Source organism: Parafrankia sp. BMG5.11, from assembly GCF_004337455.1.
Genome location: NZ_SJXI01000027.1, coordinates 451,338 through 476,860 on the forward strand (window position 1 = coordinate 451,338; position 25,523 = coordinate 476,860).

22 protein-coding genes, 1 tRNA gene and 1 riboswitch are annotated in these 25,523 nt (G+C 62.1%); of the genes, 14 read left to right on the forward strand and 9 right to left on the reverse strand.

The features are described from left to right. Positions 1–6: 6 nt before the first annotated feature. Complete coding sequence (locus E0504_RS51325) at positions 7–396, forward strand: DUF5681 domain-containing protein (RefSeq protein WP_207974534.1); 390 nt, start codon at positions 7–9, stop codon at positions 394–396. A 31-nt stretch (positions 397–427) separates the two neighbouring features. Here E0504_RS51325 and E0504_RS20210 read toward each other — a convergent pair whose 3' ends face one another. The 7 genes from E0504_RS20210 to E0504_RS20240 form a co-directional block, all read right to left on the reverse strand. Then, positions 428–706 (reverse strand): hypothetical protein, encoded by a 279-nt coding sequence (locus tag E0504_RS20210; RefSeq protein WP_131625519.1) that lies wholly within the window; start codon positions 704–706, stop codon positions 428–430. Positions 707–746: 40 nt separating this feature from the next. Further along, positions 747–848, reverse strand: a riboswitch (SAM-I-IV-variant riboswitch). Between the two features lie 306 nt (positions 849–1,154). Further along, positions 1,155–1,535 carry a hypothetical protein gene (locus E0504_RS20215; protein ID WP_131625520.1) on the reverse strand — a complete coding sequence of 127 codons (381 nt, stop codon included), beginning with the start codon at positions 1,533–1,535 and terminating at the stop codon, positions 1,155–1,157. 337 nt (positions 1,536–1,872) lie between these two features. Next, positions 1,873–2,748 (reverse strand): alpha/beta hydrolase, encoded by an 876-nt coding sequence (locus E0504_RS20220; protein WP_131625521.1) that lies wholly within the window; start codon positions 2,746–2,748, stop codon positions 1,873–1,875. A gap of 25 nt (positions 2,749–2,773) precedes the next feature. Beyond that, entirely contained in the window at positions 2,774–3,970 is a 1,197-nt protein-coding gene (locus E0504_RS20225; RefSeq protein WP_131625522.1) for a M14 family metallopeptidase, read from the reverse strand. A gap of 3 nt (positions 3,971–3,973) precedes the next feature. After that, positions 3,974–7,042 (reverse strand): TonB-dependent siderophore receptor, encoded by a 3,069-nt coding sequence (locus E0504_RS20230; RefSeq protein WP_131625523.1) that lies wholly within the window; start codon positions 7,040–7,042, stop codon positions 3,974–3,976. A 17-nt stretch (positions 7,043–7,059) separates the two neighbouring features. Further along, complete coding sequence (locus tag E0504_RS20235) at positions 7,060–8,004, reverse strand: alpha/beta hydrolase (RefSeq protein ID WP_131625524.1); 945 nt, start codon at positions 8,002–8,004, stop codon at positions 7,060–7,062. Position 8,005: 1 nt separating this feature from the next. Then, positions 8,006–9,385 (reverse strand): dicarboxylate/amino acid:cation symporter, encoded by a 1,380-nt coding sequence (locus tag E0504_RS20240; protein WP_131625525.1) that lies wholly within the window; start codon positions 9,383–9,385, stop codon positions 8,006–8,008. A gap of 189 nt (positions 9,386–9,574) precedes the next feature. On the opposite strand from E0504_RS20240, the gene E0504_RS20245 reads away from it, so the two are divergent. Both E0504_RS20245 and E0504_RS20250 read left to right on the forward strand, forming a co-directional pair. After that, positions 9,575–11,359 (forward strand): ATP-binding protein, encoded by a 1,785-nt coding sequence (locus E0504_RS20245; protein ID WP_165938563.1) that lies wholly within the window; start codon positions 9,575–9,577, stop codon positions 11,357–11,359. Then, the gene (locus tag E0504_RS20250; RefSeq protein WP_131625527.1) at positions 11,356–12,648 is read left to right on the forward strand and encodes a sigma-54 dependent transcriptional regulator; all 1,293 of its coding nucleotides are present in this window, start codon (positions 11,356–11,358) and stop codon (positions 12,646–12,648) included. The genes E0504_RS20245 and E0504_RS20250 overlap by 4 nt, the downstream gene beginning before the upstream one ends. A gap of 339 nt (positions 12,649–12,987) precedes the next feature. Here E0504_RS20250 and E0504_RS20255 read toward each other — a convergent pair whose 3' ends face one another. Both E0504_RS20255 and E0504_RS20260 read right to left on the reverse strand, forming a co-directional pair. Then, positions 12,988–13,356 carry a hypothetical protein gene (locus E0504_RS20255; protein WP_131625528.1) on the reverse strand — a complete coding sequence of 123 codons (369 nt, stop codon included), beginning with the start codon at positions 13,354–13,356 and terminating at the stop codon, positions 12,988–12,990. After that, complete coding sequence (locus E0504_RS20260) at positions 13,353–13,826, reverse strand: hypothetical protein (RefSeq protein ID WP_131625529.1); 474 nt, start codon at positions 13,824–13,826, stop codon at positions 13,353–13,355. Before E0504_RS20260 ends, E0504_RS20255 begins: the two co-directional genes overlap by 4 nt. Before the next feature lie 159 nt (positions 13,827–13,985). On the opposite strand from E0504_RS20260, the gene E0504_RS20265 reads away from it, so the two are divergent. The 11 genes from E0504_RS20265 to E0504_RS20310 all read left to right on the forward strand — a co-directional run bounded on the left by E0504_RS20265 (position 13,986) and on the right by E0504_RS20310 (position 25,409). Next, complete coding sequence (locus E0504_RS20265; protein ID WP_131625530.1) at positions 13,986–14,696, forward strand: hypothetical protein; 711 nt, start codon at positions 13,986–13,988, stop codon at positions 14,694–14,696. Further along, positions 14,689–15,714, forward strand: coding sequence for a hypothetical protein (locus E0504_RS20270; protein ID WP_131625531.1), 1,026 nt, complete (start codon positions 14,689–14,691; stop codon positions 15,712–15,714). Before E0504_RS20265 ends, E0504_RS20270 begins: the two co-directional genes overlap by 8 nt. Positions 15,715–15,827: 113 nt before the next feature. Beyond that, entirely contained in the window at positions 15,828–16,664 is an 837-nt protein-coding gene (locus E0504_RS20275; RefSeq protein ID WP_131625532.1) for a hypothetical protein, read from the forward strand. A 732-nt stretch (positions 16,665–17,396) separates the two neighbouring features. Then, positions 17,397–17,507, forward strand: a tRNA-Ser gene (locus E0504_RS50440). Between the two features lie 165 nt (positions 17,508–17,672). Then, the gene (locus E0504_RS20280; RefSeq protein WP_131625533.1) at positions 17,673–18,911 is read left to right on the forward strand and encodes an integrase arm-type DNA-binding domain-containing protein; all 1,239 of its coding nucleotides are present in this window, start codon (positions 17,673–17,675) and stop codon (positions 18,909–18,911) included. Positions 18,912–19,095: 184 nt separating this feature from the next. Next, on the forward strand, positions 19,096–20,514 hold the full coding sequence (locus tag E0504_RS20285) for a hypothetical protein (protein WP_131625534.1): 1,419 nt from the start codon (positions 19,096–19,098) through the stop codon (positions 20,512–20,514). A 118-nt stretch (positions 20,515–20,632) separates the two neighbouring features. After that, entirely contained in the window at positions 20,633–21,286 is a 654-nt protein-coding gene (locus tag E0504_RS20290) for a hypothetical protein (protein WP_165938564.1), read from the forward strand. A gap of 102 nt (positions 21,287–21,388) precedes the next feature. Beyond that, positions 21,389–21,556 (forward strand): helix-turn-helix domain-containing protein, encoded by a 168-nt coding sequence (locus E0504_RS20295; protein WP_131625536.1) that lies wholly within the window; start codon positions 21,389–21,391, stop codon positions 21,554–21,556. Positions 21,557–21,560: 4 nt separating this feature from the next. Further along, entirely contained in the window at positions 21,561–22,052 is a 492-nt protein-coding gene (locus E0504_RS20300; protein ID WP_131625537.1) for a helix-turn-helix domain-containing protein, read from the forward strand. Then, positions 22,045–23,160: a tyrosine recombinase XerC gene (gene xerC / locus E0504_RS20305; RefSeq protein ID WP_131625538.1), complete on the forward strand. Its 1,116-nt coding sequence runs from the start codon at positions 22,045–22,047 to the stop codon at positions 23,158–23,160. The genes E0504_RS20300 and xerC overlap by 8 nt, the downstream gene beginning before the upstream one ends. A 134-nt stretch (positions 23,161–23,294) precedes the next feature. Further along, the gene (locus tag E0504_RS20310; RefSeq protein WP_131625539.1) at positions 23,295–25,409 is read left to right on the forward strand and encodes a DUF262 domain-containing protein; all 2,115 of its coding nucleotides are present in this window, start codon (positions 23,295–23,297) and stop codon (positions 25,407–25,409) included. The last annotated feature ends 114 nt before the right edge of the window (positions 25,410–25,523 follow it).

Here is a 25,523-nt window from a genome sequence, read left to right on the forward strand (position 1 = left end):
ATCGTTATGGACACCTGTTCTCAGGAGCCGAACAGGCCACTCGGCCGTTTCGAGAAGGGACAAAGCGGAAACCCTGGCGGTCGGCCCCCGCGTCGCTTATCAGACGGTCGAAGCCTCACAGAGCTCGCGCGCGAAAAAACCGAGGATGCCCTGGCCGCGCTGATGGCTGTGCTTGAGGACAAGAGAAGCCCGGCCGCAGCACGAGTGACCGCAGCTACTGCGTTGCTGGATCGCGGCTGGGGCCGGCCCGCTCAGACTATCCTATCGATTGAAAAGCTGCTGCCCGCGGGTCAGCACTCTGACGTCGATGCGTCAGTTCGGATTGCCGCCATACTTGATGCCGCGCGGGCACGAAGCAACGCGGTGCTGGCGCCGACGCCTGAAAACAAAACTTGACCGCGGACGGCTCGAGCCCGCCAGTGCGGAGCTATGCATGCTCCAATTCTTTACCGCGGGTCTCTACTTCCACGCGCTGATCCGTGCCATAAAGTTTTTTGAAGCGCCATGTGTGCCAGCCGATCGCGGGCGGCCACTGCCTTATCTCAAGAAGCACGATGCCGTGGTGGCCGACTTCGTTACTGCTAATTCCGGACACTAGATAAGTTCGCCCGATTTTCACCCACGGCTCACCGATGCGAACGATCTTTTCGGGGAGAGGCGTATCGTTAACGCACACAACGACGTCGCCAAGCTTAAACGGGTGCATATGCAGGTCTCCTTTTGCGTAGGAGCTGCTCGCGGTTCGAATGGGTTCGCATATTTGCCTCGGCCACATCCCCTTGCGGGTACCACCTTGCCCGAACTGGCAGGTTGGTGAGGGCGGAATTGCCCTGCTCCTGATGATTACGCTTGAGATATCTCAAGGGTGAGCGCATTTCAAGTGCGGCGCTTGGCGCGATATTCTCTCAGTTTAGAGCGTCGTCGTCGCGTTCGCGAGGACCACCTCGTCCGACTATTGTGGGCCTAGACCTTGGAGTTGGTATGGCAAAGCGCTCGCAGAAGAAAGAGGACTTGGACCGAATCCGCGTCGTCATAAGACGGGTATGGACAATGGTCTCTCATTCGAAGATGCCTCGATCGACGCATCCAAACTCCTGCCTGATGAGTATAAAAGACGGGGTTTCTAATGCCCTGACCTGAGGCCACTGTCAGATCTAATCCGTAGGCAGATTCAACGAGGCCCGCATCTCCGTCGTTAGTTGCGCGGCGTTGGTAATGCAGATCTGGCGATCGGCCGTCAGCCTCGCCGCGCCACTGACAATTGCTACTCGCTTCGTCGCTGTTAAGGCTTGAGCCCCTTTCACGAAGTTGATCCTGACTGTGGGTCGATTGGAGCAGCTTCCAACCACAGCCCACCGCTCATTGGCTAACAGCGCCGAAGCGCCCTCCGCGATCGCCACCTTTACATCGGCGGTCACTGTTTTCGCCCCCACTGCCACTTCCACCGCAGCATCGACCGGCGCAGCTGACGCTAGGCTAGGACACAGCAAACCAGATGCAAGGGTGAGCAACTTGCCGGCCGGAGTGAAGCTCAAGGTTGCCTCCTAAATTTATACTTCTCGCGTTTGTGAGCCCGGCGCAGGGATAGTGCAAGACCGCCCAGCCAGCGTCCTGGCCCCCCATTGCCGAGCACACTCAGGCATGGAATTGTGTGGACCCGCTAATATTCAATCAGCGTGAGTGGGCGGACGACCTACTGTTAATTCAAGCGCTTAAACCCATCAAAGAAGCGGCGCCTACGACTGAGGCAGCACCTGGGAAACACAGCCGCGGAATGGCAGGTTCTGGGCCGTAAGCTGACTTGCAGCTTTCGAGCCGCGGTTAGCGAAAAGCAGACGATCATTTCGGTGAGCAAAAAGAGCGGAAGCTTCGTTACTTTGCTAAAAGCGGTGCAGCGGAGATGGCCATCTTGCTGTTAGAGTGGCCCACCCCCGGGACTCTCAGAAGTCGCCAGCCAAACGGCACCCCAGCGCGCGCGGCAGCGGCCTCAGCATGACGGTGGAAATTGAGCCCTCTCGCATATCGATGAGGCCCCTGCGCGTTTGCATCAAGCGTAGTGCGAAGGTTCGGATCCTGGTCAGTATCCGCAGTACCAAGCAGGACCGTCAGTGGTTTGGTGAGTGCGCGCTTCAAAGCTGGCTCATCTACCCCGGTGCTAGCGAGACCATAGGGATAGTCAAATTGGAGATCGGGCATCGTGTACCAACCCGCGTTGGCAGCAATCGCCCTGCTGAGGCGGGCCTGCGGCATGAGCAGTACGTAGCGGTGGACGAACTGGGCCCCGGCTGAATGACCGTAAAGCGCGTATGCTGCCGATCTGGTGCCGGTCCGGGCTTTGATTTCATCAAACAGCGGCTCGATCGACGCGAAGGACCAGTGCGAGCGCGGCCGGAGAGAGCCGTCTTCCTCGCGCAGATAGCCGTCATTGTACCCGCGCGATCCGGGAAAATCGGCTTGGCTGAACTCGGGTACCACAAGAATGAAACCGTTCCGCTGAGCGATAGGCGCCCACTCTGCCAGATAGCGGTCGGCATCCCGCCGCACCCCGTGCATCACGAACACGATTGGCGTGCTCACGGAGACGCGCACCGGCTTCTGATACCAAACCCGTATGGCCGGACCTGCCCAGCCGCTGAATTCAAAAGAAGTGTGAACAGTCGCGTCTTGGGGTGCCCGCGGCGCATCACCGGCTCCGACGCATGCCGTGAACAGCACAAATAGAAGCAGAAGGACAAAAAGCCGCCGCACTGCGCAGTCTCCCTCTAAGCGCTATCTAACGCTCGGGCCGATCGCGCGCCAGTTGCTCAAGCGGATCGAGGTAGGTGCGGGCGAGAGTTATCGCAGACCGCCTGATCGCCTCGCGATCGGTCTCATCGCCCACTTCGTAGGTGTAAGCAGGAATGCCGTAGGTCTGGTGGAACCAGTTTTTCGCCGTACCGGCCCCTGGGTTGGCATCGCGGCGCTCGACCGAGAAAGGGTAGCCCGGGATCGCGGTTTCCCTTCCAGCGAGCCATCCTGCGAGGAATTCCTCTTCCCGATCGCCCGCCTCGCTTTCGCCTTGGACGTAGAACAGGTTCTCCCTGGTCGAGTGGAAGTCGAGCATCGCGATCGGCCGAACGGTTTGCGGCAGCGCTTCGAGCCAAGCCTTCACCGTGCGCGTCTCAGGCTGGGAGAACTCTCCCCAATCGCGGTTCAAGTCCTTCGCGCCGCGGCTGGAGCGCCAATGGCCTCGCGCAACGCCATCCGGGTTGAGCAGCGGCACGAACAGAAACTGGATCCGGCCATCGGCGATGCGACCCGCCTTCACCTGAGCGGCCAACTCGTCAACGAACGCCTCCATTGCAATCGCGCCGGTCACCTCGGGGGGGTGCTGGCGGCCGAGCAACAAAACGAGCGAGGGAGCAGCGGGATCGCCGAAACGGACGGCTGAGATCGGGCGTCCATCGAAAGAGCGGCCAAGCTCGAGCCGCTCGGCTTGCGGCAGAGCCGCGAGGCGGTCGAGCGAGCGATCGTGACGCGCTCCATCGAAGAGCTCCTGCGCCGCGACGAGTCCTTCCCCGGCGGGAAGCTCGGCCCACGCGCTGGCGCCGTTCTCGGCCACCTCAACAGGAACGGGGGCGATCGACTCGCCCCGGATCAGCTTTGGCGAATAGCGGTGCCGCGCCCCCAGATAATCGAGCCGGATGGAAATGCCCTTGGTTCCGCTCGCGGCGTAGCGGAAGGCGTACCACGGGCTGGGGTTAATCGGCGGGGCGTGCTCGGGGGTTACGAGTATCGCGAACTTTCGCTCGCCCAGGATAGCGCAAGCGTGTCGAGGCGCGGTGTCGAAGTCGAACCGGATCGACGCGGATCGCGTCGAGCAGCCAGGCACGACATCGGTCCTGCTGACCGGCGGAAGCGCCCCCGCGCACGCCCCGAGGGGCAGAAGCAGGAGCGCCACACGCCACGACAGCTTCATCGGCACGATCACAGGCTAGAACTTCTTCCGGAGCTCGATTGCAAACTGCCTCCCCCGCGCGCTGTGAAGGTCGCTGAAGTAGCCATAGGTTTCGTCGGCGAGCGGCGGATCGGTATCGAACAGGTTGTTGATCGCAAAGCGCAGCCGCGTGCCGTCGAGCGGGGTGTCATTGTTGATCGAATAGGCGATCGAGACATTCATCGTGAACATGTCGTCGACCGGGAAGAAATTGGCGTTCGGGTCATCGGAGACGATGAGCGTGTCGCGCACGACGCCAGTGTCGTAGACGCTGCCGACGTAGCTGCCGAACAGGCCCAGCTCGACCGGTCCCTGCTCCCAGTTGATCGAGCCGCTCGCACGCCACTTGGGCCGGCCATCGATTTCGAGCAGCTCGCCCAGGCCACCGACGCTAACGTCCAGCGGCAGAGTGCCCGCCTCGATCGCGTCAAGGATTTCCTGACCCTCAGGACCGGCGTCCTGGACAAAGCTTTCCAGTCGCGCCGCGTTCAGGCGGATGCGGAAATCTCCCATCCCGAAATCGGGCACGCGGTAATAGAGGCCGAAATCCCATCCCTTGGAGATGCGGCTGTCTAGGTTGAGGTATGGGTCAAGCACCCGGATAATCTTACCCGCCGGCGCGAGGCTGGTGCCGGTGAACAGCGCAATCTCCTCGGCGGTGGGATCGGCGCGGATCACGCTCGGGTTCGAGCCGCCCGCAAGGCGGCGCACCAGGTCGAGGGCGATCTGGTTGTCGTCGCTGAAAGTGCCGACGAGGCCGGTCTGCTTTACGCGCCAGTAATCCGCGGTCAGCGTCAGGCCGCGCATGAACGCAGGCTCCAGAACCACGCCGAGGTTGATGCTCTCGCTATCCTCGGGTTCGAGATCCTGCGAACCTGAGCGGAAGCTGACGACGCCGCCGCCCGGGCAGGCGCCGAGGTTGGCCAGAACGCCCTTCTCGACCTGGGCCTGGCAGGTGACGAAGTCGTCGCGGGTGTTCGAGCGGGTGGTCCCCTCGTCGTTGACCTGTACCAGGTTCGGCGCGCGGAAGCCCTGCGACCAGGCGCCGCGGAAAGTCACGCCGGGCACGGTGGTCCACGAGGCGGCGACGCGCGGCACCATCGCGGTCTGGTCGATGTCGGTGAAGCGCTCGACCCGGCCCGCGAGCTGGAGGTTGAGCTCCTCGACCAGCGGGATATCCATGTCGCGATTGACGATCGGCACGAACATTTCGGCGAAGGCGGAATAGACTTCGCGCTTGCCGTTGGTGTCGGGCGACTCGCTGGTGCCGACCACATCGCTGCCATTGAACACGCCCGTCACCGTATCGGTGAACGTGATCGTACCATCGAGGCGCGGGTCGCGGTCGTCGTAGAACGTCTCGCGACGCCACTCCACGCCGGCCGCGATGCCCAGGTTGCCGCCGGGCAGGACGATCAGATCGTCGCGGCTGATTTTGAAGTCGGCGAGCGCGAGGCTGGTGCCGCCCTTGCGGGGGACATCGATGCGGATCGAATCTATCACCGACTGCGGGTTGGGGGTGCAATCGCCGTTCGCCGGGTTGTCGAGGCAGCCCCCGTTGAACGGGTTGTAGGCATCGGGCGTCGTCCGGTTGATCGCCTCCTGCAGTTTGGTGATCGAAACGCGGTTGCGCTCGAGATCGACCGTGTCGGCTTCCGAGTAAAGGAAGCCGGAGTCGAAGTCCCACGCCCCGAAGTCGCCGCGCAGACCGCCGACGAAACGGTACGAGTCCTTGGTGACATCGACGACGCGGTTGCCGACGTCGGCCAGGCGATACCGCTCCATGATGAGGTCTGCGCCGGCGGCGGGGATGGTCGTCCCCGGGAGGCGGAAGGAATTGGGCTGACCGTTGCGTGTCGTCGGCCCGAAGGGGTTGTAATAGGCGTTGCGCGAGATGCCGACGGGCACCGCGGTGAGGATCGCCGAAGGCTCGGTCCGGCGGCTGCTCTCCGAACGGTAGTAGCTCCCCTCGAAGTACGCCTCGACGCTGTTCGACAGCTCGTAGTTGAGGAGCGCGAGGGCATTGTAACGGTTCTTCCGGCTGATCAGGGTGGTGCCGAAGTTCTCGTTAAAGCGGACCGCGGCGACCGGGGTCGTCCCGGCGTTCGCGCAGATGCCGTTGCCGAACTGGAAATCGCAGCCCGGGAAGGTCCTGGGCTGGAGAAAAAAGTCGTCGTCGCCGATCGGCGTATTGTTCGCGGGCCGCTGGATGTCGAACTGGCCGAATGGGCTGAAGGTGTTGAGATTGTTGAACGAGGCGTCGTCGATGAAGTCTGGATCGGTGACCAATGGGCGCAAGTCGCCGCTGACGGCATAATCGCGCTCGTCGGCCCGCAAACCATTTTCGTGGAAATGGCTGCCATAGACCGTGAGGTTGCCGCGCCCGCCGCCAAAGTCGAAGCCGACCCCGCCGCTGAGGGTGAAGTTGTAGAGGCCGGTCCCGTCGGACATGCGGTAATCACCCTCGACGAAACCGCCGGTGAGGTTGCCCTTGAGATGGGTGTTGATCACGCCGGCGACCGCGTCCGCGCCGTAGATCGCCGAGGCGCCGTCGCGCAAGACCTCGATCCGCCGGACGCTGCCGGGCGCGATCTCGTTGGCGTCGGGGGAGACGACGGGCACGAGCAGCTCGGTCTGGAAGCCGGGGTGGAGGTTCATCCGCCGGCCGTTGATCAAGAGCAGCGTGTTGCCGGTACCGAGGTCGCGCAAATTGACCGACGAGACGTCGCCGCGGACGTTGTTCTGGGTGGTGGCGTTCTGCTCGTTGAAGGCGACCGTGCCCGCCTGAGGGATCGAGCGAAAGATTTCGTCGCCCGAGGAGGCGCCGGAGTTCTCAATGTCCCTTTCATCGACGACCGTCACGGGGAGCACGTCGTTGATCTGCGCGCCCTGGATCTGCGTGCCGGTAACCACGATCTCGGTGTCGTTGCCGACCGCCGACTGGGCCGGCTCGGACGTGTCGGTTGCCGGGGGATCGATCGGCTGATCTTGTGCGGCCGCAGCCGTCGCGGCGAACAAGCTGGTGCTGCCGAGCAGCGCGAGGCGGGCGAGTTTGGTGATACGCATGGTCTTGGTCCTCCCGATCATTTCTTGTCGGTCATTCGAGTGTCGAGCCAGGTGGCGAACAGTTCGGGCCACTGGCTCAGGGTCTGGTCCGGCGCGCCAAGGCCCCAGCCGTGGCCACCGTCGGCGAAAATGTGCATTTCCACGCTCGCGCCCGCGCGCCGAAGCGCTTCGAACAGCGCGAGATTGTGTGCGGGCGGAGTGGTCGGATCGTCGACCGAGGAGAACAGGATCATCGGCGGCGCACCCTTCGCCGCATAGGTATCAAGCGACCAGGCATCCTCCGCCGCGCGGTCCGCGTTTTCGCCGATGATCTCCTTGCGGGTGCGCGTGTTGAACGGCTTTCGCAACGAAACGACCGGAAAGAGCAACGCCGCGAAGTCGGGCCGCGCACTTGCAGCCTCGAAGTGATCGGTTCCGTCGTAGAGCTTGCGGCCGGGCTGCAGGGCGGTGAAACCGGCGAGGTGGCCGCCGGCGGAGTGGCCGAGGATGCCGATGGCGTCGGGCCGCACGCTGAACTCGGCCGCGCGAGTTCGGACGATCTTCATCGCGCGCTGGGCGTCGGCAAACGGGGCGGCGGCTTCCCAGCCATCGTTCGGCAATCGATAAATCAGCTCGAACACAGTGTAGCCGCGGTTCTGCAGCCACTGGGCGGCGGGCGTGCTCTCCTTCCACAGCTGGATACGGAAATAGCCGCCGCCGCCACAGATCAGCACCGCACGGCCGTTGGGGTGGTTCGGCCGATAGACGCGCATCCGCGGCGTGGACACGTTCGAGACCGCGCCGAAGCCGGCACCCTCGCTACCGATTTTCTCAGGGCCGGTGACGCCGCCCCGCCCCGGGGGCGGCCCGGGCCACAGGGGGATCTCCTCCCATTCGTGTGCCCGCGCGATTCCGGTGATGCCAAGCGAAGTAGCGACGGCGAGTCCGGCCGCGGATTTTAGCAAGAGGCGCCGATCAACCATCTCAGTCCTCGTCGCGCTCGCCAACCCGCACGCCGGCGGGCGGGGTGATAGCGAAAGTCGGCTCACTCGCCGGCGCTAGAGGTGCACCGTGCAGCGCCGCGTTGAGTGCACTGCGGTCGAGCTGCCCTTCCCAACGGGTAACCACAATTGTCGCCACCGCATTGCCGATGAAGTTGGTTAGCGCGCGGCACTCGCTCATGAAACGATCGATTCCGAGGATCAGCGCCATTCCGGCGAGCGGTATCGAGGGCACGATCGACAGCGTCGCCGCCAGCGTGATGAAGCCCGCTCCGGTCACGCCGGCCGCACCCTTCGAGCTGATCATCGCCACCAGCAGCAACGTTACCTGCTCGGTGAGCGTCAACTCCACCCCTGTCGCCTGCGCGATGAACAGCGCGGCGAGGGTCATGTAGATGTTGGTGCCGTCGAGGTTGAATGAGTAGCCAGTGGGTATGACCAGCCCGACGATCGCTTTGGGGCAGCCGGCACCTTCCATCTTCTGAAGCAGGCGCGGCAGCGCGGCCTCGCTCGATGAGGTGCCGAGGACGAGCAGCAGCTCTTCCTTGAGATAAGCGATAAGACGGAAGATCGAAAAGCCGTTGTAACGGGCGACTGCACCGAGGACGACAACCACGAAGAGGATCGAGGTGGCGTAGAACGTCGCGATCAAGGCGCCGAGATCGACCAGCGCTCCGACCCCGTACTTGCCGATGGTGAACGCCATGGCCCCGAACGCGCCGATCGGCGCGAAGCGCATCAGCATCGCGACGAGGCGGAAGACGACCTCGGCCACGCCTTCGAGCGAGCGGGTCACGCGCTCTCCAGCCTCGCCCGCCCCCATGAGGGCGAGGCCGAATAGCACCGCGACGAATAGCGCCTGGAGGATTGAACCTTCGGTCAGCGCGGACACGGCCGTCGTTGGGATGATGCTAAGCAGGAAGTTGGTGATCGAAGATTCTTCGGCCTTGGCCCGGTACTCTTCAATCGCGCTAGCATCGAGCGTCGCTGGGTCCACCCCCATGCCCGCGCCGGGTTGGACAACATTGGCAACGATCAGGCCGATGATGAGGGCGAGCGTCGAGAAAGCGAGGAAATAGATGAACGCCTTGCCCGCGACCCGGCCGAGCTTGCCCGCGCTGCGCACGTTGCCGATCCCGGTTACGATGGTGAGGAAAATCACCGGGGCGATGATCATCTTGACCAGCTTGATGAAGCCCTCGCCGAGCGGCTGGAGGGCGACCCCAGCCTCGGGCCAGAGGGCGCCGATTGCTACGCCGGCGACGATGGCGACGATGACCTGCAGGTACAGCGAGCTGAATGCGCGACGCCAGAGGCTGCGATCGCCTGGCGCAACGGCGGTCTTCGCAGCGGTCGCCGCCATGTCCTCTCTCCATTCCATGCGGACCATTGCTTTGACTTGGCTGTGAAGCGCGTTACCGTAAACTGTCAACGGCTGACGGACTCGATGGTAAAGCATTGTTTTATCTAGCTTTGATGTCGAGCTGGTCCTCAACTGGCGAGAGAAATGTCAGGAAATCCAGACAGGCAATTGCCGGATCGTCCGGAAACGGTGACACAGGCTTCGTCGGGGCGCAGATCGATCTGGCGCGATTCGCGCCTAATCGCCGGGATTGCGGCGCTCGTTCTGCTCGCTCTCGCAGGCTGGATAAGCGAACGCTGGGCCCGTACGTCAGCGAACGAGGTCGCCGATGCCGAGGCGCTCCAGCTAGCCCGCTCTAACGCTCTACTGTTCGACAGCGAACTGCAGAAGTTTCGCCTCTTGCCCGCGGTGCTCGCCGAGTACCCCGACGTGTCAACGCTCCTGCGCGCGCCAGCGAGCGATCCCCTCCCGCTCAATCGTCGGCTCGAGGTTCTCGCCGCGCGCACCGGGGCGATCATCTACGTCATCGGAGCCGACGGGCGCACGTTGGCGGCCAGCAACCACCGGCTACCCACAAGCTTCGTCGGCCAGAACTATGGTTTTCGACCCTATTTCACGGATGCCCTTGCGCGCGGGGCATCCGAGCTATTCGCACTGGGCACGGTGAGCGGGCGCCCGGGTCTGTTCATCGCGAGGCGGATCGGCCCAACGCAAGCGCCGCTCGGGGCGGTCGTCGTGAAGATCGAATTCGATCGCCTCGAAGCGTCCTGGCGGGCGCAAGCGGGGACGACGTTCGTTTCCGACGCGCACGATGTGGTGATAGTCAGCTCGCTTCCCGAATGGCGGTTCCATCGGCTGCGCCCTTTGCGCCAGGCAGAAAAGGCCGAGATCGCCCGCACGCGCCAGTTTGATGACCTGCCGCTCGCACCGCTGCCTGTCTCATTTTCCGGCCGCGATGCCCGCTTCGAGGGCGACGTCTTCCGGCGGGCAGATACCCAGGTGGCGCTCGCCGGCGCCAAGCTGACCGCGCTTCTTCGACTCGAGCCGGCGCTCGCCGGAGCGCGGGCCCGAGCGCGGCAGGCCTTGCTAGGCATCGTGATAGTTCTCGGCAGTATTCTGCTCTGGCTCGTCAGGCAGCGCGAGCGGCTGCAACTCCAGCGAGCTGCGCAGCGCGAGCTCGAGGTCAAGGTCCTGGAGCGCACCGCCGAGCTCCGCGAGGTCAATGCGCAGCTTGTTACGGAAGGTGTCAAGCGCCAGCGGTCGGAGGAACGATACCGTCGTTCGCGCGAGGAACTTGCCCAGGCCAACCGGCTCGCCACGCTCGGCCAAGTCGCCGCGGGCGTTGCGCACGAGATCAACCAGCCGGTCGCCGCCATCCGCACGTTCTCCGAGAACGCGGTCGCGTTTCTCGGGCGCGGGATGGCCGACAATGTCGGCGACAACCTCGCCAAGGTCGTCGAGCTGACCGAACGCATCTCGCAGATCACCGGCGAACTGCGCAATTTCGCCCGCCGCAAGACGCCCAGCGTCGGCCCCGTGCGACTGGACGAGGCCATCGATGCCGCGCTGCTACTGGTGCATCATCGGATCGCGGGATCGAGCGTGCGCGTTTCTTGGGATGCGGCGGCTGCGGACCAGACTGTCTCCGCAGACCGGGTGCGATTGGAGCAGGTGTTCGTCAACCTGATTCAGAACGCACTCGATGCGATCGGTGACCGCCCCCACGGCCGCCTCGATATCCAGATCGAGGCAGAAGGCGACCTCGTCGCGGTATCCTTTGCCGATAACGGCGGAGGTGTTTCCGCCGCGGTGCGGCGCAAGCTGTTCACCCCCTTCGTCACGGGTCGGGATGACGGCCTCGGACGGGGCCTGGCGATCGCGCGCGACATCTTGCGCGAATTCGGTGGCGACCTGTCGCTCACCTCTACTGGTGCGAAGGGCACCGTGTTCACAGCATCGCTGGTGCCGGCATGAACCAGCTGGAGGACCTGCGCACTGTTATCCTCGTCGAGGATGACGCGCCATTGCGGCTGGCGACCGGCCAAGCGCTCGAGCTCGCCGGGTTCGAGCCGAAGCCGTTCGCTGCCGCGGAGCCCGCGCGAAAGAAAATCGACGCTCGCTTCGCGGGCTGCATTGTAACCGACATCCGACTGGAGGGCATGGACGGGCTTGAGTTGATGCGAGCGGCCCACGCCATCGATCCCGAGATACCGGTTATTCTCGTTACCGGCCATGGTGACGTGCCAATGGCCGTGGCTGCGCTCAAGGAAGGCGCGTTCGACTTCCTCGCCAAGCCCTTCTCGACCGATCAACTGACTGCAGCGGTGCGCCGCGCGTTGCAGGCGCGGGCACTTGTACTCGACAACCGCACCCTGCGCGAAGTGGCCGAGCAAGCCGGCACCGGCGAGCTGGCGGGCACCTCTGAAGCAATGGCCGGCCTGCGCACCATGGTCGGGCAAATGGCGATGATCGATCTTGACGTGCTGATCGAGGGGGAGACGGGCACAGGCAAGGAGATCGTCGCACGCGCGCTCCACCGGCGGTCGGCGCGCGCGCTGATGCCGTTTAGGGCCATACGCTGTTCGTCGCTGGGCGATAGCGGGCTAGGCGACCGCTTCGGCACCATCGACTCCGGCGGCGGGCTGCTGGGTGAACTCGAAGGGGGCGTCCTGTTCCTCGACGAAATCGATGCCCTCTCATCCCCTCTTCAGGCTGGTCTTTTAGCCCATCTCGAGGCCCGCGAGCAGCACCAAGGGGCAAGTAGCGGTGTGCGGGTCATCGCAGCAACCCGGGTGGCACTCGACGCAGAAGTGGAAGCAGGCCGGTTTCGCGAGGACCTGTTCTACCGGCTCGCCCTTCTCCGTCTCCGCATACCGCCGCTGCGCGAGCGACGAGAGGATATTCCCGTACTATTTGCCCAGTTCGTGAGCGAGGCGCTCGCTCGCACACGGCGCAAACGCTTTGCGATTTCTGCCGCCGACCGACGCAGACTGCTCGAACACGACTGGCCCGGTAACGCCCGAGAACTGCGCAGCTACGCGTACAATGCCGTGCTGGGACTGCCTCGCGTCGCCGGAGTGGCAGATGAAGGTTCGGCTGGCCTCGCCGCTCGAGTCGCCGCTTACGAGCGCAGCCTCATGGTTGAAGCAATTCAACAAACCGAAGGGCGGGTGTCCCAGGCTTGCCGGCTACTGGGAATTTCACGGCAGACCTTCTACGAGAAAGTCGCCAAGCACAGTCTGCGACTTGAGCTGTACCGCTAGATCCGATTGTGCAACCTCGTGGATGGCAACAGAGCTCTGCAGGCAGACTGCCTAGAAGCCTCTTTGAGGGATTCGCTGCAACGGCAGCTCGCAATCCCGGACGTACTAGCGGTGCTCGAGCTTCGTGTGTCAAACGTCGGCTTCTAGGCATCCAGACGCAGGCCGCGAACGACCGAGATTGGGCGCGAAGCGGACGTTGCCCGAACTGGCTAGGGGAGGGACCGCTAACATCTGATTAGTGGTTCGGCTGCGGCAGTTTCGTTGCGGCACCGAGGAGCTCGGACGGTCGATCCTAGGGCCGCGTAAGCACGACGGATGCACCCACCCTCCCGAGAGGGCCTAGCGCCAAAGAGTGAACGGTCGGCTGATCCACGCCCACCAAGTCGGATTGGCGCCGTCGGTCCTTACGCCGGCGACATCCTGATGCTTCACCTCAGACAACGACTGTAGCTCTCCGGCGCCGGGAGCGTCGCTCATCTCGGACAGGCGGGCGCGCAAGTGCGTATGCCTCAGCGCCAGTTCTTCACGGGCTTGCTGCCGACCCCGCTCGGTCAGGGCGTCGGCCCGGACCGCAAAGGCTTGCAACTGCGTGACGAGCTGCGCCAGAAACTGCGCCCGCTCGGCCGGCGCGGCTCCGCGGCAGACGTTTTCAGTGTCGCTAATCAGCAGGGGTAAGTGGCGTCGGATCAAGATCGCTGCGTCAATCACGTCAAAGTCCGGAGGCGCAGCAGCGTTGTGGAACTCGAGAAGGGCTGCGCAAGACCTACGGGCATCGCGTAGCTTCCTGTCTTCGTGCGGAACCAAAAATATCGCGCGCTCCCAGGCTGCTGCGCTACCGGTTCGTCTCCTGCTGGCTCGATGCGGTGAGTAGCAGACCTTAGGGGGGGTACCGGTGACTCCTGCCGCTCCTGGGTCTTGGGCATCGGCGAGGACGCAGTATCGTACAGCGCCCAGACCAGCCGTATGCTGGGCACAAGACAAATCGTGCCAGCGATGAGCCCGACAAGTGGCCCCGCGCCGGACCACTGGTTCTCGGCAGCAAGACCGAGGGCGATACCGCCGGCTGTGGCAATGAACATGCCGGCCAGCAGCTTCGCTACGAATTCCAGGAGCGGGCGGAGCAGGGCAATCGCTACGCCTACCGCAACGAGCAGAAACAGCCCGGACAAAATCGCCATCAGGTCGCTCCCACTCCAACCGTTAGAGGTTACGTCAGTTCTGGACCTGCAACGTCGATGATTGGAGCGACAACCGTTCCGCAGTGGGAGGTTCAACGAAAACTGGTTTAATCCGATCAATGCTTCATATCTATACCTCAGCATTTGGGGAATTCGAGCATGGGCCAGGGGAGTGCGGCTGCACTGGCGGCGACGTCGATCGACAGCCGGCGGCAGATTCTTGAGTGGCGCGACCGCCATTTGCAAAATGCGGCTTTGGCCTTGTCACGCACGTGGCAAGATCTGCGGCCGATTGTGGACGAGAAGCTGGATCAGATTACCTGGAGTTCGGCACTTACCGAACCCGCGGCCTATATCGCGCGCGAGATTGACCCTATTGTTACTAAACGCGTCGAAGAGGTGGTGCAGCGGCTGATTTCGGATGCTCAGCTTGAGCTAAGTGCGATCTTTGAGCACCAGCTGGACGTCGAAACGTCCGTCGGAGGAATTCCTGACGAACCTGAGTCACTCCAACAGGTTACGGATGTTTTATCAGGGCTGGTGCCGGTTGCCGGTGGTCTGGCACTCGGAGCGGCGTTGCCTGGCATGGCGGTGGTTTCCGGCACGGCGGCATTCGGGCTGATTGCCACATCGGCCGTTAGCGCCCCGGTCCTAGTTTCAGGACTATTACTGGCCGGCGGCGCTCTCGCGACGGGCGTGATCAAGACCAGTCAAATTCGGGATGCGCGGAATGCGCGAATCCGCGCGCGCATCCGCAAATACGTCGAGGCCGCGATCCTCTCTCCTCAGTCGGATATTTCGGTCATGCGCCGTTTTACTATTGGCATCGAGGCCGCAGCCCAATCTGCCATGGAGCGCCTACATGCTTGATCCCACAACTATCCTTGCAGCGGTACCAGCGGCTCTCCAATCCGAGTTCGCCGCAGGGAAAATTTACCGGGTGGGAATGCTGTTGTTTCGGCAAGGGGTGCCAGGCATTGCTGGCCACCTGATCGAGACCCGAGGGCTGGACACCGCCGTACAAGCTCTAAGCGCAGCATCTCCTGCTGGGATGCTGGTTAACCTAGGCGTTCAGGCGGTTGGCCAGATCATCACCGGTGTTCAGAACGAGCAGATCAAGACAGCGCTAACCACGCTACAAACGCTGCAGATTGGTGGGCTGGCGCTGAGCGGGATCGGCATTGGAGTTTCAATCGTGAGCGCGGCTCTGATCAGCGTAAAAGTGGACCGCGTCAGCAAGCAGGTTGAGCAGATGGACAGCAAGCTCGACCGTATCGCACGAAGCGTCGAACAATTGCGAGCGGACGCCATTCAACGAGATTTCGTTAGACTAAGGACAGCGTCGGAACTCGCCGACGAAGCTTGGAAGCTGTCTGATCCCGAGCCGCAATGGAATTCAGCGGCGCGAGAGTTACTCGAGATCCAGAATGTGTTCTTCAGCCGTGCTCGACAGCTGATGTCCGTAAGCAACGATGTGAATCTGGTCGAGCCCTTCATCGATGCGCTGTCCATGGCTGCGGCTACACGTATTACTTGCCGGGTCGCGACCGGCGAATTGCCCGCGGCGATCGATGCTGCGGAGAGATTTGCGGCCGAGCTGTCAGACTTGCTCGAGCCAGTCGGCGCTCACCAGATCGCATCGAGCCGACTTCAGACCGACAAAGTTTCAGCTGCAGACCCCGGCTACGTCACTGCTCTCGAGAGATTGCGCCCCTTCGCGGAGGCGCAGGCAAGTCTGTATCGCGAGCGTGAAGCGGCGGCTTCGTCTACCCCTCTGACGCTCAAGCGAGTGCGGGAGCTGGGTCTACATGGTCGGCAGTGGCTCGAAACGGCTAGAGGGGAAACTGACGAGCCCATTCTGTTGCTGAAGGGGGAAGCGGCGGATTGAGCTCAGCGCTTGAACCAGTGCTTCTCATGTCCTGGTGACGATCGGTCGAGCGCAGCTCGAATGCGGCGACCAAGGATCTACGGGTCCAGTTGCGAAGGGTGGGGACGAAGACGATGAAGTCGCACGAAGAGTGGATCGGAAAAACAAAGCTACGTGTACAACCCGCCAAAAATGGCAGTGGCTGGTTTGGTACGACGATCCGCGATGCGAAGGCGGGGGAGATCCTCCAGGATGACAACCGCGATCGGCTGCTGACGAGATTGCGCAACGAGGCGGGCAAGTTGGAGCCTGGCTACTTTGGCATGAGCGCAGCGATCGAGCGGTTCCTGAAGTTCATGCCCGGCGGTTTCGCTGGGCAGCGGATCCAGAAAGAACGTGTTTACAAGGTCAAGGCTAGCCAGGCGCTGAACGCGATCCTGCCAGCAGACCAGGCGCTGAGCGCAACTCGCGCGAATGCCGACGCAGTGCGCAAAGCCCCGGCATGGATCAACATCCTCTCGCCGTATGAAAGCATGCACCTGAAGGAGACAATCGAAGGGCCACAAGGTCCCTCTTTCCTCGCCGCGGCGGCGCGCTTCGCCCTGGGGGAGCGGGACGCTGGCATTATTGGGATGCGCAAGGCGATGAGGGGGCATGGTGCCTTTACTTGGCCGATCCTGACCTACTTCCCGTATCTGTGGGAGCCCGGATACCACATGTTCTTGAAGCCCACTGTTACACGAGATTTCGCTGAGCGAGTGGGGCACTCGTTTCAGTATCGGTACGATCCGGTGGCGACCTCCGCGGTCTACGAGGCGCTCCTTGAGCTCACCGACGATACGCGCGAAGCGCTGCGCAATCTCGCGCCGGCTGACAACATCGACGTCCAGAGTTTCATCTGGGTAGTCGGAGGATACACCGATGCCGACTTGCCCTCGGACAATGAAAGAGGCGGAGACGGGGGGGGCTGAGACTTCTGTCCAGCTGCAAGAAATGGCGACATGGCGGGAAGCAAGCGCGCGGCACCGACCCTCGTTGTTGAGGGGGCTTCGTCGCGGACCACGAGCGATCCTGCTTCATCTCCGAACACCGAGATCATCGTCACCCTGTAAGTTACGAGGCCCTGGTAGAGTTCGTGGCACGTACCGAGCTAATCAGCCCGACGCTCGTAGACCATCCAGGACAGGAATTGGCGGAGACAATGGCCTGCGCACAGTCACTTGCGGACGCAGGGGAAGGGGCCTCGGGTCAATACGCTGCCGCTGCTCAACCTGATGCTCGAGTGAACCCAGCGCTCGACTATGGCTATTGCCGGTCGCCGCATTCTGGCAAGTCGAACGCCTCATCGAGAATGATGCATTCAGCCGTCTCTAGGTGATGTTCGAGCGGCCGCGTTACAGAAGCGGCGGAGGCACGGTGCTGTAGTTCTTGAGCGACGAAAAGGCTGCCACATACGTTGCCAGCAGAGACCCGAAAGGGCCTCGGGCGTGTCCAGACTCAGCGAATGCTGACCCGTGATTAGGTGTGATGCCGTGGTGTTTGCTCGTCGAGTATTGCGCAGGAAAAGCGGTTGCAGATGAGTGGCTTTGGCAGCGATCGCCGCTAATGTGAGGTTAGCGGCTAGGCATGTCCGATGTCGACCAACGGCATCAGACGCCCCCGCCGCCGGAAATTGAGTTTCGAGTCCTACTACCGCGCTCGTAGCGGCTTTGCATGAGGGCGGCTTCAGGCTTGGCCGTGCCCCAATGTAGCCCCTACAAGACCGATCATTCGTAATGATGGGGTCACAGGTTCGAGTCCTGTAAGCGGCACCACCACCCTGCTCGCCAAAGCCCGCGAATGGTTGCGAAAACCCCTGAAATCTGCCAAAAACGAGACTGGCTTAGCCGCTAGTGTTCGCCGATGCTTGGCTCTGATCGAGCGATAATGGGGGCCACGGCGGGGGCCAGCTGAAAACAGCTGAAAAGGGTGGCCCCCAAATGTCGCTTTCAATCACGACGCTTCGCAATACCAAGCCACGGGCAAAGCCCTACAAGCTCGCTGACGAAAAGGGCTTGTTTCTGCTGGTCCAGCCGTCAGGCGGGATGCTTTGGCGCTTCAAATACCGGACGGACGGGCGCGACGATGCAGGCAACCCTAAGCGGGTCGAAAAGAAGCTGGGTTTCGGCACCTATCCCGACGTTGGCTTGAAAGATGCTCGCGAACGGCGCGACGAAGCTCGCGCGATGCTCGCCACGGGATTGGACCCGGCGGATCAAAAGCGCCGCGCCAAGCAAGCCGCCAAGGTCGGAGCCGCCAACACCTTCGCCGCCGTTGCGGAAGCCTACATCGCCAAGAACGAGCGCGACGGCTTGGCGGAGAACACTGTGCGCAAGCGACGTTGGCTGCTGAGGACCTTACTCAAGTCCATCGGACATCGGCCCATCGCCGAAATCGAGCCGTTTGCTATTCTGGACGCGGTGCGCCCCTTCGAGGCCGCTAAGAACGAGGAAAAGGCGCAGCGGGCGCTGAATTTCGTCGGGCAGGTCTATCGTTTCGCGGTCGCCAACCAGCTGGCCATGTCGGACCCGACCCGCGATCTGCGCGGCGCGCTGGCCAGTCCTAAGGTCAAGCATCATGCCGCGATCCTCGAACCCAAGAAAGTCGGCGAGCTGCTGCGCGCAATCCATGGTTACGAAGGGAACCCGGTAACGCGCTACGGCTTGCAGCTGTCAGCGATGCTGTTCGTGCGCCCCGGCGAGTTGCGCAAAGCCGAGTGGCCGGAAATCGACTTCGAAGCGGCGGTGTGGCGTATCCGTGCCGAGCGGATGAAAGGTCGGATCGAACACGTTGTGCCGTTGTCCAGGCAAGCCATCGACGTTCTCCGCGAGGTGCAAGGCTTGACCGGAGACGGGCGGTTCGTGTTCCCGTCGATCCGAACCCCGGCACGGCCCATGTCGGAGAACACGATCAACGGCGCCCTCCGGCGGCTAGGCTTTACTAACGACGAAATGACTGCGCACGGCTTCCGCGCCATGGCCAGCACGTTGCTCAACGAGTCGGGCAAATGGTCGTCTGACGCTATTGAACGGGCGCTGGCACACAAGGACAGGGACATTGTCCGCGCCGCCTACCATCGCGGCACGCATTGGGCGGAGCGAGTGGAAATGGCGCAATGGTGGAGCGATCATTTGGACGCTCTCCGCGGCGGCGTGCCCATGGTGCCGACTGGAAGCTAACACTTGGCCTGAGATCGCTTTCTTCAGACATTCGCGCAATCGGATGTGACGTACAGGCTGAAACAGCAGTCCGGCCAATGGGTAAGTGACGCGTGCGACCGAAGGCGAGCGTTTCACGCCTTGGTATTGTTTGACTCCTACAGCATACAACGCTTGTGCGTCATAAACCGAGTATTGGGGGGGCATGACCGAGAAACTTTCTTCCCGGCTTCGGGGTGGCTGGGCGCGAACGCGCCGGGTCAGTGGCGATGCCCTTGCCTCAGCCTCTAATTTTGTCGAGACCCACAAGCACACTATTGCCGATAGCACTCATGGCGCGCTCGACGGTGTTGGGCGGGTGTCGGAAAGCGCCGGGCACGGACTGGTACAGCGCTGCCAGGAGCTTAGACAGGAACTTCGCGACGCCCGTCCGGCAAAATCAGGCGAGGGCCTTCATGCATTCCTCGATCGCGCGGCGGACGGGTCGCTTGGCTTAGGGGGACTGATCGGTCGCGTGCTAGGTTCAGCCGGGAGGAGCGCGCGTAAAGCTTCACCCGTCATCGGCGCGGCGACGGGAGGCGCAGTTGCAGGAACGATTGGCGCGGTTTCGGGAGCCGTGGATGCAGTATCTATCCAGCAGTCGGACTTTGATGGGCTACAAAGCCGCCTCGTCCGTGCAGACCAGGAGGCGCGACGGCACTCAGAGCGCGAGTTAGGGCGTATCGAAGCAGCGCGTCGCGAGGGGCGACGCGGTGAACTGCTTGACCTGCTGGTGATTGGCGGTGTCTCGCTGTCTGGTTTTCTTGACCATACTGCTGACGTGCCGAAGGTAGTGGAGGAGGCTTTCAGGCTCGCCTACCCCGGTCTCGCTGCAACGGGCGAAACCTTTTCCGATGCCGTCGGGCGAATGCCAACCGATGATCTTATAGGGCTGGTCAGCGGGGTTAAAGGCAAGGTCTTCGAACTTGAGCTTGTCGAACAGTTCAATGAGGGCGGTCTTGCTGATGGGCTGCATGCGGAAATCGCAGCCTCCGCCACTCAGCCCGGCCACGACATCTGTATCCTAGATTCGGACGGCCACACGGTGGACCTTCTGCAAGCCAAGGCCACAGATTCGGTCGCCTACGTGAAGGAAGCGCTAGAGCGCTATCCTAACATTGACGTGACCACCACGTCGGAAGTCCATGGTCAGTTGCTGGCGTTGGGTTTGGGCGAGCAGGTCTCCGATGGCGGTCTCACTGACGCATTCCTGCAAGGCAAAGTGGAGGCGGCAGCCGGTCTCGAAGCGGGCTTAGATGCGACCGACTTTGTGCCTTCCGCGTTTGGCCTTGCATTAATTGCCTACTCAGCATTCTCGAACCCGGAGGGTGCCATCGGCGATCGCTCTGAGCAGTTCGGCGTGCGCGCAGGGAAGGCGGGTCTATCAGGGGCAGCGGGGGCCGCACTAATGCTGGCGACGGGAGCTTGGCTGCTTGCGCCTGTAGGAGGTATCGGCTTTCGCGTAATGGTCGCCCGCGGCGACGCCAAACGACACCGCTACGAGGCGCTGAAACGCATTGTTGAAAGCTTAGAAGCCGACAATGCGCGCCAGGATGGCGACGCTACCGACTTCGCGCTGAGCTAACACAGCCCACTCCTTGTTCGATTTTTGGATCGAGAGAACGCTTGCTCGCTTAGATAAGCTAGACAAACCTATCGGGCTGATCGATCGTTCATAGGTGGACGCGACTGACCGTAGGCAAGTGGAACTGATAGCGGCCCGTGCTGTGGACCGCGCGAAGGAAGACTTCTTAGAGAAGGCTGCCGCTATTTACGCCAGTTATTCCGGAATGGGGCGCCTCCACTCGGGGTCAACGATCTTGGCAGCCTTCAAGGAAATGGAAAGGGCAGTGGGGTCCGCCCTTAGCTCGCTGCTGGCGGATGTGGGAAACGTTGCCCGGACGGACGAAGCTTTTGCTGAAATTGAAAGTGCGGTGCAGCGGATCTTCAAATCCTTAGGACCCGAGGTTGGCGAAGTCGTTCGGATGGCTGGCCAAGTACCAGGAAGTTCTGCGTCAAGCGCCGCTTACGGTCACTATCTCGATGTGAAGAAGACCATCGAAGCCGACCTCATAATTGCTCGACACAATTTCCTTCGCGCCGATTCTTACGAGCGAAAATTGGCTAAGGTACCCTCGCCGCCGAACAGGGGCGGCAAGCCACTCGCCGCCCATTGGGACGAAATGTGGGCGGCTATCGCTATCCAGCTTTGGGCGGGCGACCTTCAACCAAAAACACAGGCCGAGATTACTCGCGCGATGTTAGCGTGGTTCTCCGCCCAGGACATTGATGTGGGTGACACGGCGGTGACCGAACGCGCTCGGCGCCTATGGCTTCAGATTGAAGCGACCAAATAGTTACCGAACCTTTCCGGACCTTTCCGGACGATTTCGAGCGCTAACCCCATGCATGATTGCTGATGTTCGCTGGCACTCGCCAGCCGCATTGGAGCTTCGATCATGGAAAAATTTGCCTACTCCATCAACGAAACGGCACGCGTGCTGAGCTTGGGACGCACGTCGATTTATGCGATGATCGCCGACAAGCGACTGGACGCCTTCAAGCTCGGCCGCCGCACCTTGATCCGCGCGGAATCGATCCGGCGTTTGGTCGCGGGCGAGGGCTAGGGCGATGCCCGCACGGCGGGTCGATCCCCGGCGGATCAAGCAGGACCGGCCCTATGCGGTGGAGGAGGCTGCCCGGGCGTTGGACGTTCACGCGAACACCGTGCGGCGCTGGATCGACCAAGGACTGCCCGCGCTTACCTCGAAACGCCCGACGTTGATCTTGGGGCGCGAATTGCGCGCATTTCTGGTGGCGCGGCGCAAGCGGCTCAAGCGGCCCTGCCAACAGGGCACAATCTATTGCTTTAAGTGTCGCGAACCGCGTCGCCCGGCACTGGGCATGGTTGATTTCATGGCCCACAGCGCCACCGGGGGTAATTTGAAGGCACTGTGCGAGGACTGCGGCACGGTGATGCACCAGCGGGTCGCACGCGCCGCGATCGCGCTCAAAATGCCCGGGGTCGACGTTCAATACAGGGAGGCGGAGCCACGCCTAACAGGTTCCGCGCCTGCCCCCCTGTATTGTGACAATCGAGAGGATCGCCAACACCATGGCTAAGCACAGCGAAAAGAACGCCCGGATCAAGCGCGATTACTTCCGCTATCGGCGCGAGGCGATGCGCGCGGACGAGAAAACGATTGATGTACTCGCGCGGGCGCTGGCGCGGTTCGAGGAAGTGAACCGGCACAAGGATTTCGCCACCTTCAACCGCGAACAGGCGATGGCGTTCAAGCGCAAGCTGGGCGAACAGGTTAACGCGCGCACTGGCGAAAAGCTCAGCAAGGCGACCGCGCACACGACGCTGAAGGCGCTGCGCGCGTTCTTTCACTGGTTGGCAGGCCAGCCGGGCTATCGCTCGAAGCTGACCCATGATGATGCCGACTTTTTCAACCTGAGCGACAAAGACGTGCGGATCGCCCACGCGAGCGTGCCCAAGCCGTTCCCGACGCTGGACCAGGTGCATCATGTGCTGGCCACGATGCCCGCGACGACGCCCATCGAGAAGCGCGACCGGGCGCTGATTGCGTGCGCGATCCTCACCGGCGCACGCGACAGTGCGCTGCGCTCGCTGCGACTGAAGCACGTCAATCTCGCTGAGCAGCGGATCGAACAGCACCCGCGTGAAGTCGACACCAAGAACTCGAAAACCATCGTGACATGGTTTCTTCCCGTCGGTGGCGAAGCGCTAACGTTCTTCATCGAGTGGTGCGCTTATCTGCGGGACGAACTGCACAGGGGCGATAATGATGCCTTGTTCCCGGCAACGGCAATGGCACCTGATGCCAATGGCGCGTTCGCCCCTGCTGGCTTGTTGCGCGAAGGTTGGCGCTCGACCGGGCCGGTGCGAGCAGCGTTCCGCCGCGCGTTCGAAGCGGCGGGCCTGCCCTATTTCCACCCGCACAGCTTTCGTCACACGCTGGGCCAGTTTGGCCAGCAGGTGTGCCCCACTATCGAGGCGTTCAAAGCTTGGTCGCAGAACATCGGCCATTCGAGCGTCCTGACCACGCTGGGCAGCTATGGGACAGTCGCGCCGCACCGCCAGGCCGAACTGATCCGCTCGCTGGGAAAGGCGAAGCCTGCAATGCCCGACGGCGACGAACTCGCCCGCGCGCTCGCAACGATCCAGCGGCTTGTTCCAGCTAACGGTGCGCTTCCGACCAGCTAGGCATCGTGGTCGATGCGGCTGGACGCGTGCCCCGCAAATACTCCTGGTTAGAAAAGTCAGGGACTTGCGTGTCGAACCAATTGCGCGCTGCGTGGTTACATGGCTAGGTTCCACGTCTTGAACGGGGGATCACCATGAAGCCTTACACGCGGTCGATTATCGATCTGTTCGACGGCAAGAAGCGATACCTCATCCCCCTTTACCAGCGCCAATATGCGTGGAGGGTCGAGCCCCAGCTAAGGCTTCTGTGGGAAGACATCGGTCGTGCATACCAGCGCGTAATGACCGACCGCGCCTCGATGGTCCCGCACTTCATGGGCGCGATGGTGATCGCGCAGATCAAGACCTTCGGCAAGGAAGTCCAAGCCTACGAAGTTATCGATGGCCAGCAACGGTTGACGACGTTCCAGCTTCTGCTGGCTGCGCTTCGCGATGTCGCCGCTGCGAACGGTTCATCCTACGCGGCTGAAATCCAGAAATACCTGCTCAATGAGGGGATAATGGAGACGCCGCTGGTCGAGCGCTTCAAGGTCTGGCCTTCGCTCATGGATCGCCGGGCGTTCGCGCAAGTCGTCGATCCCCAAGCCAACCTTGAGGCAATCGCGAAGAGGCCAGCCGAAGAGGACGGGTTCGTGCGTAAGGCTGCGCAAGCGCATGAATGGTTCCGCGAACAGATTAACGGTCACGTCGGGATCGGCGATCATTATGATGAGGCCAAGCTCGAAAAGCTCTTCGAAGCGATGAAAGAGGGCTTGGCCGTCGTCTCTATCGAGCTTGAAGGGGGTGACGATCCGCAGACCATCTTTGAGACCCTGAACAGCCGGGGCGTTGATCTTACGCCGGGCGACCTCATGCGCAATTTCATCTTCCAGCGGGCCAAGGGGATGGGACAAGAGGAAGGCTCGTTGAAGGTTGACGAGCTTTACGAGAAGCACTGGCTGCCGCTCGACGGGCCTTTCTGGGGCACCCACGCGTATCGCGGGCGGCAAGGGGCGAACCGGCTGGACTGGATGCTGACCGACCATCTTTCGATGGTGAAGGCCGATATCGTGTCGAAGGAAAATCTCTTCGAAGGCTACCGGCGATGGATCATGGACGAGCGGCCTTTTGCGGGCGTCGAGCCGGAACTCGAAGCGATCACCGCATCAGCGTCCGTCGAGCGTAAGATTTTTGAGCAGGACAAGCGCGACCCGATCGGCAAATTCGGCCTTCTCGCCGAAGCTTTCGACGTAAGCACCGCGTTTCCACTGGTCGTCTATCTCGCGACTGAAGCCGACGTTGGCGAGAGACTGTCAGAAGCTTTGGCGATGTTGGAAAGCTTCATTCTGCGGCGGGATATCGCGGGCCTTTCGACCAAGAGCTATAACCGCTTTTTTGTCGGGACGATTGACCGTTTGCGGGAAAGCGAAGGCTGCAAGGTGGAAGCCTTGGGCCGCTGGCTTTCGACTCGCCCGAACGACACTGATCGCTGGCCGAACGACTCGGAGTTTCGACAAGGTTGGCTTGGCCGCGATCATTACAAGTCGGCCAGGCAGCCCCGGCTTCGCTATATTTTCGAACATATCGAGCAGGCGAAGCGCACGTCCCTCAGCGAAGAGATAGACATCAAGTCTGCCCTCACTGTCGAACATATCATGCCGCAGAAGTGGCGTCAGAACTGGCCGGTCCCCGGCTTCGAGCATCTGGAAGACGGGGAAATCAATACGGATCAATTGGTGAGGGAAGTGGGACGGGACGAGTGCATCAACAAGCTAGGCAATCTGACGCTGGTCACTTCGCCGCTCAATTCCACAATGTCGAACGGGCCATTCTCAGCCAAACTCCCGGCGTTGCGCGCCCACGCAAGCCTAGCCCTCAATCGCGAGCTGAGCGACTTCGGCCACTGGGACGAAGACTGTGTAACGCTGCGGGGGACGGCTTTGTTCGAAATCGCTCGAAGAATCTGGATTCCCCCGATGGCTATTGAGACGGCCTTTCCCGAGTTTGGTCGCCTGGGTGAAAACGGGAACTTCCCAACCGAAGGGACGGTTTGCCGGTTCCAGTATGGGGGGGAGACATTCGCTGGGTTGGTCAAGAACCGGAAGATGGAAATCCAAGGTATCGATGCACCACAAACGTCGTTTTCTGGCGCATCTTGGGCTGTGACCGGGACTAACCGGAACGGGTGGAACGACTGGGAACTAAAGGGCCGTGAAGGTTGGGTTCTCGCCGATGACTGGCGCTCGCGATCGGGGACAGGTGAAGCTTAGGCGCTCCGGAGAGCGTCTTGGCAGCCGGGGCACTGATCCAAGCGGTACGGGGCTTGATCACCCGCCCGGTGAGCTTCAAGAAGCGGTATGAGTTTTGCAAGATCACGATTTGCG